At 48.8% G+C, this 8,528-nt stretch carries 9 protein-coding genes; all 9 read right to left on the bottom strand.

Features of this window, described 5'->3' with window-relative positions; translation table 11 throughout:
- Positions 1 to 289 precede the first annotated feature (289 nt).
- The 9 genes from G614_RS33100 to G614_RS32085 all read right to left on the bottom strand — a co-directional run bounded on the left by G614_RS33100 (position 290) and on the right by G614_RS32085 (position 8,048).
- A complete protein-coding gene (locus G614_RS33100) occupies positions 290 to 2,116 on the bottom strand; it encodes a hypothetical protein (RefSeq protein ID WP_242828190.1) in 1,827 nt (608 codons plus the stop codon).
- Positions 2,049 to 2,354, bottom strand: a complete 306-nt coding sequence (locus G614_RS30715) for a hypothetical protein (protein ID WP_080664606.1) — start codon at positions 2,352 to 2,354, stop codon at positions 2,049 to 2,051. Before G614_RS30715 ends, G614_RS33100 begins: the two co-directional genes overlap by 68 nt.
- Positions 2,326 to 3,243, bottom strand: coding sequence for a DUF4373 domain-containing protein (locus tag G614_RS28670; protein WP_278246018.1), 918 nt, complete (start codon positions 3,241 to 3,243; stop codon positions 2,326 to 2,328). The genes G614_RS30715 and G614_RS28670 overlap by 29 nt, the downstream gene beginning before the upstream one ends.
- 118 nt (positions 3,244 to 3,361) lie before the next feature.
- Positions 3,362 to 4,114, bottom strand: coding sequence for a hypothetical protein (locus G614_RS0122820; protein ID WP_242828188.1), 753 nt, complete (start codon positions 4,112 to 4,114; stop codon positions 3,362 to 3,364).
- A 22-nt stretch (positions 4,115 to 4,136) separates the two neighbouring features.
- Positions 4,137 to 4,568 (bottom strand): hypothetical protein, encoded by a 432-nt coding sequence (locus G614_RS29420; RefSeq protein ID WP_049948103.1) that lies wholly within the window; start codon positions 4,566 to 4,568, stop codon positions 4,137 to 4,139.
- A gap of 16 nt (positions 4,569 to 4,584) precedes the next feature.
- Positions 4,585 to 6,132 (bottom strand): ATP-binding protein, encoded by a 1,548-nt coding sequence (locus G614_RS0122810; protein WP_027643757.1) that lies wholly within the window; start codon positions 6,130 to 6,132, stop codon positions 4,585 to 4,587.
- The gene (locus G614_RS0122805) at positions 6,129 to 6,884 is read right to left on the bottom strand and encodes a PD-(D/E)XK nuclease-like domain-containing protein (RefSeq protein WP_027643756.1); all 756 of its coding nucleotides are present in this window, start codon (positions 6,882 to 6,884) and stop codon (positions 6,129 to 6,131) included. The genes G614_RS0122810 and G614_RS0122805 overlap by 4 nt, the downstream gene beginning before the upstream one ends.
- 9 nt (positions 6,885 to 6,893) lie before the next feature.
- Positions 6,894 to 7,877 (bottom strand): hypothetical protein, encoded by a 984-nt coding sequence (locus tag G614_RS28660; RefSeq protein WP_080664605.1) that lies wholly within the window; start codon positions 7,875 to 7,877, stop codon positions 6,894 to 6,896.
- Between the two features lie 3 nt (positions 7,878 to 7,880).
- Positions 7,881 to 8,048, bottom strand: a complete 168-nt coding sequence (locus G614_RS32085) for a hypothetical protein (protein ID WP_021893207.1) — start codon at positions 8,046 to 8,048, stop codon at positions 7,881 to 7,883.
- Positions 8,049 to 8,528: the final 480 nt, after the last annotated feature.

Genomic DNA, 8,528 nt, shown 5'->3' with positions numbered 1-8,528 from the left:
TGTTAATGTAAGTCCTGTTTCGTATGCCTCTCCGTTTTTACAAAAGTATACATTTCCATCTCCTAAGACAAAGAATCTATACCATGTTTTTCGCAACATCATTATTGCATATGCGATATCCATGGTTGAGTACATATCAAGGACATATCTCCAACTGATCCCTCTGCCTCCTTAGTAAGCTCCTTCTGGATCTGCCGGAACTCTATATAATATCTGCTCCCAATCTTCGAGACCAAAATCAGCCTCATGTGTTAATCTTTCCATGTGTTCCTCCTTATGCTAAACTCCATCATCCTTTTTTCTCTTTCTGGATCTCCTTCAGAAACTCAACCAATTCCGTTTCACTGTCCGGATACCGGTTATACGTCTCATGTCGGTTCCACTTACCGCATCCATGCATCGGATACTTTGTCGGCTCCGAACCTCCTACCAGATGCAGGTAAGAGGATGTATAATCCTCTCCGGTAAACTTGTTATAATTGCTGTACTCCTCTGCGATCAGCCTCGCCCCATTCTCAAAATCATACTTGTAATACCTGGCCCCGATATGCTCATCCGTATACCACAGGCCCCATGACTGGTAATCCCTCAGCCATGCCTTACGCTGGTCATTGTTCTTCATGACCGGAAGCGCTGGCTGTTTGGGTTCTTCTGGCTCCGGTTCTTCCAGATTACACAGCATACCCGCAAGAGCTGCCACCAGTATCTTTTTCTTCCGGAGCAACTTCGGCGGAAGAGGTTCCACCTTATCAACCTTTATCATTTCATCCAGGAATTCCTTTTCTTTTTCTAACATCCCCCGGAGTAGATCCACATCTGAGGGTTCGTTTTCTGCTTCCGCTGTTTCTTCTTGGTTTTCATTTTCGCAGCAGATCTCCTCATTCTGCTGCTCTTTCGCAGCGGGTTGCTGTGGTTCCTGATCCAGTACCCTCATGGCCCACTCGCAAATATATTCGCAAGGATTCTTGCAGTGCTTGCAGCATGGGCTTGGTTCCCCGTCTCCCGCCCGGTGATAGGCCAGTTCATGGTTCACGAACTCACAATTCTCCCCTATCTGCTCCCGGATTCCGTCCAGATTCATAAGTATCTCGCACGGAAACGGATTCCCGCAGGACGCCCCTACACACCGCCGCTCTGCCTGCCGTATCTCGCATTCCATAGAGCAGGAGAAGCAGTCATGTCCGCCCTCGCATCCTTCTGTTGCTATCAGACTATCTGCTGGGTATTCCCGCCTGGGTGTTCCGTAGGCTGATAATTGTGGAGCCGGGCGCCGCTGCGAACTATAACATTCCAACTCACAGCCACCGTGCCTGACGCATTCCCAGCAGCACACCCGGCTGCAATCTTCTCCAGTACCCGGAATGAGCTTATGGGCTTCCTCCAGGGTGCAGTCAAATTCTGGCCGGTGGATGCACTTCCCGGACTTCTCCGGTTCATGCGGCACTTCTGACCGCGGTTCTGGTATCGGCTTTTCCTGTTGCGATATCGCAATGGATTCTTCCGTTTTCTGTTGTCCTGGATCCGGTAGCAAGTCCGCCGCGGATATTGTATAGGTCTGTTTCTCCGGCTGTCTGGATGCAATCTCTTCCCTGGCCTGGACTGATGCAGCCACATCCTCCGGTTCCACACCCGAGAAATCTGTCAGCTCTACCTGGCCTGGGATATGTACATACGGGATTTCCTTTGGTTTGCGCATGTTTCTGATATCCTCTACGCGGTCCGATGGCGATACCCGCTCCATCTGCTCGTCCGTAAGAGACAGCATCTCTTGTAACTGGCTCTTACCAAATTCCTTGTATTCATCCCTTATGATAGGGCTGTTCCCGTCCTTGGAAAACCGGTCATTCATGGACATGTATCGGCTGGCCGTAGACTGGCTGATGCCATACTCGGCCTTAGCAAAATCCCAGATGGTTTCATGACCATCTTCCCGGTACATCTCTTTGTCCCGGACCAGCTTAAGATAATACCCTATAGCAATAAAGCTCCTGGCCGCCGACGTGATATTGGATTTTATAAATACCTTGGCATCCTCATAGCTGACACTCTTATACCACTTTATTTCTGCTGGTTGTACCGACGCCGTTTCCTCCATATTGGTTGTTAACTCCTCCATCGTGGCCCCTCCTCCCCTTAACTTTCATATATCTGTACCCAGGGACTGTTATGGTCCTGGGGCATTCGTCAATGTAATTTATCAATCCTGCTTCCCGCATATCCCGCATGTGGTTAAATATCGTTGAGGTGGATGCATAACCGACTCCATCTGCAATTTCCCTATTGGTAGGAGGGTAGCCACATTCCAGCAAGTAGCCTGTCACAAAATCAAGTATCTTCTGATGGATTTCCTTCATTCCCTTCTCCTTCCCCCGCCCATTCCTTTACCCGCTGTAACACCAGAGCGTCATAGTCAACATTTCGTTGGTCGAAATTGTGGAACTTGTTTCTCTGATTTGCAGTGCTGTCTTTGACTGGCCGTTTCTTTTTCAACGGATATATCCCCGTCCAATGGTTCATGATGCTCTGGTCAAGGATTGCAATACGTTCCTTGACATCACACCCTATTTGTCCCAGTTCCTTCTTTATCAGTTCCGCACCATCAGCTGTCAACGGTTTATTGATGTCCCTCCGGAACCCCACAAACCGGGCAAAGGCCGCATCCAGGCTTTCCTCCGGGGGAATATCCGCCTCTCTTTTATATAAGATTTCTTTTTCTTTTATTTCTTTTCTTTTTACCTGCATTTCCTCCGAAGATTTACTTATTTCCTCCGCGGAAATGCCGTTTTCCTCGGAATCAATTGGAAAAATGGGTGTATTTAATAAAGGTTCCCCGTTTTCATCAAGTAACCAGTATTGCGTACTATAGAGCCGTCTCTTCAGCAGCTTCACAGCTATCATGTGGTAGCGTTTTTGAATCCCAACAGAGGTGATAATATTCTGCAGCATGAGGTCTTTATCAAAAAGTCCTAAATCAGCACAGTAATCTATCACTTGCACAACGGCCTTTTGGCTTTTAATCCACTTGTTTCCAATCTTTCGGATGACCATTTTTGATAGCTTGTCTTTAGATAGATTCGCATAATAGCCATTTGAGTAAACGATTGTCAGTATACAATCATATACGGTGACTCCCAGCGGGCCATATTCGTCCAGCAAATCAAATATCTTATCATCCTCATAGAAATTAACAACCTTCGGGAAGTAGTCCAGGTCCTTCCTGCAGTCCCTACCCAGGAAAACCACCACCTTCCACTTTAAAGGACGGGGCGGCGGTCAGAAAGCAATGGTTTGCCGCCCCGCAGACACCTCCGGCATTTAATACCGTGACATATTATATTTGTCCGGAGGATAAAGCACTGAATTATCCGATGATTGTAATTCGGCTGCTGATTGCCTCAGGCATTTCCATGATAGCATCTGCAAAGTATTTCTTGATGTTGGATACCGCCTCATTCTTCCAGATGCCGTTTTCAGCCTCTACAATCATAAAGGACGGTTCATCCTTATCGCCAATCCGGAATACAAACTTGCTGGCAGGCTGCGCCACCTCCTGGAACGTGCGGTAAGGTATCAGTGTCACCGGATTGGGGACTATCACATCCGCCTTAGCTGCCACCCCAACGGTCATGGTTGCAACCTGGGAAACGCCGTCATCCGAATAGGACTGATTATTTTTTCTTTCCACATTCCCGGCAACCTTCATGATTAACTCCAGGTCCGGACTTGGCTGGAAATTGGCCTGTATCTCAATCATGAATCTCTCCTGGTCGTACCAATGGCCAAACTGGAACTCAGAAGTCACCGCGCCCACCTCAATTAGGCACTCCCTATTGCGCTCCGCATCCAGTGAGGACATCAGCCGCACCCGCTTTGGTCCCATGATATGTATAATCATATCCCTGCCTTCCGGGAACTCTTGGCTGCAGCTGCCTATGTAGTCCACCATGGATGACAGGCTGTGGGTTTCGATTGCTTCGGCCCTCTCTGGCGAATCATACCGTTTCAAGCTTTTGTTGGCATAGGTCTTGCCACATATCTCAATGACCTCTGTTTTTTCGTTTTCCCGTGCCAGTTCCTCCACATGCTCCAATGCTGCTTTTAATCCTTCCATCATCTTTCCTATCTCCTTTTCATTTTTATTGGTTAGCCACTGCCCTTAAGTCAATCGGGGCTTTGCGGGGTTCCTCGTAAATTTCTCCCGTTTCCGGGTCAAATGTCTGCGCTGGCTGCCGCACTTCTGTATAGGCCGCAGCTGGCGCTGCTGCAACAGATGTTACCTGGGGACGGTCGCTTCCATACTCGGACATCTCAATTCGGCCAGTCCTGGCATCTTGTCCCACCAGGAATACTGTCTCTGACTTCTGAAATCCGGCCAGTTTGGTCTTAATATCAAACTTAATATCAATCACTCCGTTTGATTTAGGCTTGAAATTAAGATTAATGGTCATTCCTCTGGCTGTCTCAGGATCCATGTTTGGGTCCAGGATATTCCGGCCTATCTGAGCTAGGGCCATCTTAAACTTTTCAGCTAGCTCTCCTCCAGCAATGTTGTCAAATGTGATTGCCACTTAATCACCTCCTCTTTTACATATATCTATCAACCAATCCCGCGATATCATAGTCCCTTTCCTGACTCCAAACATCCCAGAAATCAATTGTCCTTGAAACAGGACGTTCCCTTGCCAGCTCCACTTTGATTTTGAGTGGTATTGGGACAGCATCGCCAACAATCAGCACCTCGCCTGGGTTAAACATCGTAACAGAATCAATTATCTTGTCGCCCCCATCCGGCAGCATCCCTTTAATCAGAGCCTTGTCATTCTCATTGTTTAGCTTTCCGATAATCATGTTGGCGCACTGGGCAACAATGGTCTTATTCAGCTCTGATGGCCTCTGAGTGGCGGGAAACAGGGTAATTCCGAACTTGCGCCCTTCCTTTGCAATATCCTCAAATACTTCTACCATCCTTCGTTGGCTGGCCGTCAGCTGGAAGTTGTCCGGGATGTAAACATGGGCTTCGTCACACACGATAGTAACCGGCCGTATGCTGTCCATGTCCTGCTGGCGCTGGATATCAAATATCAATCTGGAGATAACCCCTATGATAGGAAGAGCTACATCGTGCGGCACACCGGACAGGTCAATGTTTTTTACCGGCTTATCCGTTCCCAGCACTGCCTCCATTACTTCATAGAGATAGCTCTGTAACTTCTCCTCGAACAAGAAGCTGTACCGGCTGTCCATCATCCGATCCTTTAACAGGTTCACGGTACTGGTAAGCTTTCCGTTGTACTCCCCCTTAGTGGTTTTGGCCATCCCAGCCTTATCCCCGGTTTTGTAAACCTCTCCTGTCGTGACCACATGATTATCCAGGCTTTCCATTTCATCTATTAATCTTTGATAGCTGAAATATACCGGCTTATTTTCTTTTCCATCCGGGCACACCCGGTAATATGCCTTGCGGAGCGCTGTCATCACCGTGGTGGCGCTCTCCTCGCGGATTTTAAGGATATTAGCCACAATGTCGTTAAACCCAAACATCCAAATAGGAAATGGAAAGTCCTCTCCAATACGGATATTGGAGGCATACGACAACTGGCTATACTCCCCATGGATATCAAACACAACCAGGTTAGCCCCCGGGAGCTTTGCTGTCTCCTCCAGTATCTTTGCCACTGTCTCTGACTTGCCGGCGCCGGTATTCCCCACAATACAGGAATGACGCTGGAAAAACTTATTGCCATCCACAACCGCGTCACAGGAGTAAGCAGCATAGGTGCCAATGCGGAACCCTCCCCGGCCACGACCCAGCATATCCTCAAATTCCCTAATCCCGATACGGCAGATACTGACATTCGTTGTTGGGTATACGTCTATGGCCTTTAAGAAACGCCCATCCTTAAGGCTGCCGATGATGGTACAGTCAATACTCTTAATCCCGGTTATCTCTCCCAGGAAATCCTCCTCACCAATCCGTTCCTCCGAATCAGTGTCGGTCAGTCCTGTTACCATGGTCACAAGGCTCACCTCCCCATCAGACACAGATAACAGGTCATTGATGCGGATATCCCGGAACTCTGACAGGTTTGTCCTTATCTGGACGCTGTCACTTAATATTTTTACAAGTTTCATATATTCCTCCCTTGCAGCTCCAAAAGCTCATTATAGTTACGAATGGATGCCGCCTTAATGGATTTACAATAATCACATTTTCCGCAATACCGCGGCGGAACCCGGCCCTTTTTTACATCACTAAAGTGTTCTATGTTCTCAATAATTTCAGTCCGGGCCATATCCAGCGTTGACTGTGGGATTTGGAAGATATCCAGGTCCGTCACCCGCTCCTTGGTCGCTACCGCCAGATAAAACGGCAGGCGCTCCCCGGTCACAGCCTCAACCCCTGCCTGATAGACAGCCCCCTGCAGGTCATACCTCCAAAGTGGCAGGCTCTTAAAGTTCGCCACCACTTTAAGGTCCGTGATGCAGATGCCTTCCAAATAGCTGTCCATTTTCATCTTCCAGGCGATATCCGGGAATACCTCAAAGGTCATAATCCGCTGCTTTTCCCCGCTCATAAACCGCATAAACAACGGGTCTGACTTTATCCGGCCAATAATCTCATTGGCCTTACGGAACTCGCTTTTCAGTTCATTCTTCCGGGTGAACAGTTCTGGATTATCCTGCATAAATTGTGGAAGTGTTCCCTCGAAGTAGGAATCCACAAAGGAACCGACCAGCAGTGCCCTGGTGATGGGCTGCTGGCATTCCCCGCGTATCTTTGCCACGGCCATTGCCTCACATTTGACAAAATCCTTGTATTGGGACACTGAAAAGTACTGCTCATTGGCTTCCTGGCTGTAATAATTCTCGGATGTCAGTTTCATAACTTCCCCCTATTTAAACCTCGGCTCCTGAGTTTCATCCGGAACGAAGGACGGATCCAGATCCTGCGGCTGGGCCTGCCCTGTTTTCTGGTCAGTTTCGTTTGCAGGCTTTTCCACTGTCGGCGGCTGGGACTCTGCCTTTTTTGTTTTACCCTTCTTGCCCTTTCCAGTCCCTTCCTTTCCCTCGAATGGATTCCTATTGATTTCGGATTCGTCTACAGCCGGCGCTAGATCAAAATAATCTTCACGGTCTGCCATACCATCACGCAGGGACATGTATACTTTTTTCAGGCGGATCAGGTTCTGCATGGTAAAGCTCTCTATTTTGCATCCCATGAACTTCTCCAACATTGCTACTGTCACGCCGTATTCCCTTTCAAACGTGCCGGCAATCGCGCGGACCGTATCTTCCAGGGGCTCCCCATTCTCACCCGCCAGCGTTTTCCCACACTGTGCAATAGCAGCCTCAATCACATCCCCAGGGATAACGCCCAGAATGCACGCCCTGAGCCTGCGGGCTCCATAATTTGCTACCTGTTCGTAAATGTCTCGCGGCGCGGTGAGGGGGACAATGCCGTTCTTTTTTGATTCCCTGACATGCGGCACAGAGAAAATCTTTGCCTGTCGGGTATTTGTTTCCAAATCCCAGGCATAGGCCATAACCTGGCTTTCCCCGTTTCTTTGCTCCAGCTCAATGATTCCAAAATCAATATTCCCCCAGCTCTGCGCCATTGCCTCCGCCAGCCGGATGGATGGCCCAGTCACACGTTCGCCGCCGCGGGGATATTCATACATGGATTTTTCTGCCAGACCCTTACGTTGGCAAGCCTTCATAATGCGGTTAAAACTTTCAAACTCATTTCGCGGGAACTTCTTGGCAATCACCATGGCCGCCTGTACTTCCTGGGCCTGACGGCTTACTACCATATCCGCTATTGTTCCGCGTGGCGTTGCCAGAGCATTGTTCTCAAAAATATTTGCAACCTGTTCCATAAATCATTCCTCCTTAATCCAATTCCCGGAATAATACCATTCCACCAGCATCTTCCGGAACTCTTTCTGTTCTTCCAGTGTGCCGCCCAGACAACGCTCCAGGGCATAGGCGTATGCGTCACCCTCATTTACAATGGTCCCATCCTCAGGGCCTATCCCTTTGTAGTGCATGGATCTGCATCACCTTCTCTCACCATCAGCTTTCCACAATTGGGGCACGGTGTAATCTCGCCCAGCAGGGACCAGTGCCGCAGGCCACAACTGCATACCAATGTAAAAAATGGTGCTGTAATCTTTACATGGCTGCTAGGATAATAAGTTTTAGATATTTCCACCTTGCAATCCTCCGATATCTCCCTTATAATAAGGGTGTGTATTTTAGTTATTGGACCTCTCCGCGGTTGCCGCCGCCGGGGTCCATTTTTTGTACGACCGGCACGGTATCATTCGGCTGTACTCCATACATCGGTTCCGGTACCGGCAGCTCCTGCATGTTACTGTCTCCATGGCTACCTCCTCTCACAGTCTCACGCTCATGGTTTGCCCAGACAACTCTGCGCGAATCCACATCTTGAGAATCTCAATCGCCTCACCAACCTTATCTGCTACTTCCCACCCAATCCACCGGCGAAGCCATTCGGTGTCCCCTGT

The organism is [Clostridium] clostridioforme AGR2157 (assembly GCF_000424325.1).
Lineage (GTDB): Bacteria > Bacillota > Clostridia > Lachnospirales > Lachnospiraceae > Enterocloster > Enterocloster clostridioformis_A.
Note: the sequence above shows the minus strand (reverse complement) of the source record. Positions and strands in the feature narration are given on the sequence as shown.

Bases quoted from the DNA above. Each gene is read 5' to 3' on its own strand.
- G614_RS0122805 (WP_027643756.1), bottom strand. From the start codon at position 6,884: ATGAAACTGACATCCGAGAATTATTACAGCCAGGAAGCCAATGAGCAG.
- G614_RS0122820 (WP_242828188.1), bottom strand. From the start codon at position 4,114: ATGATGGAAGGATTAAAAGCAGCATTGGAGCATGTGGAGGAACTGGCA.
- G614_RS32085 (WP_021893207.1), bottom strand. From the start codon at position 8,048: ATGCACTACAAAGGGATAGGCCCTGAGGATGGGACCATTGTAAATGAG.
- G614_RS28660 (WP_080664605.1), bottom strand. From the start codon at position 7,877: ATGGAACAGGTTGCAAATATTTTTGAGAACAATGCTCTGGCAACGCCA.
- G614_RS33100 (WP_242828190.1), bottom strand. From the start codon at position 2,116: ATGGAGGAGTTAACAACCAATATGGAGGAAACGGCGTCGGTACAACCA.
- G614_RS30715 (WP_080664606.1), bottom strand. From the start codon at position 2,354: ATGAAGGAAATCCATCAGAAGATACTTGATTTTGTGACAGGCTACTTG.
- G614_RS0122810 (WP_027643757.1), bottom strand. From the start codon at position 6,132: ATGAAACTTGTAAAAATATTAAGTGACAGCGTCCAGATAAGGACAAAC.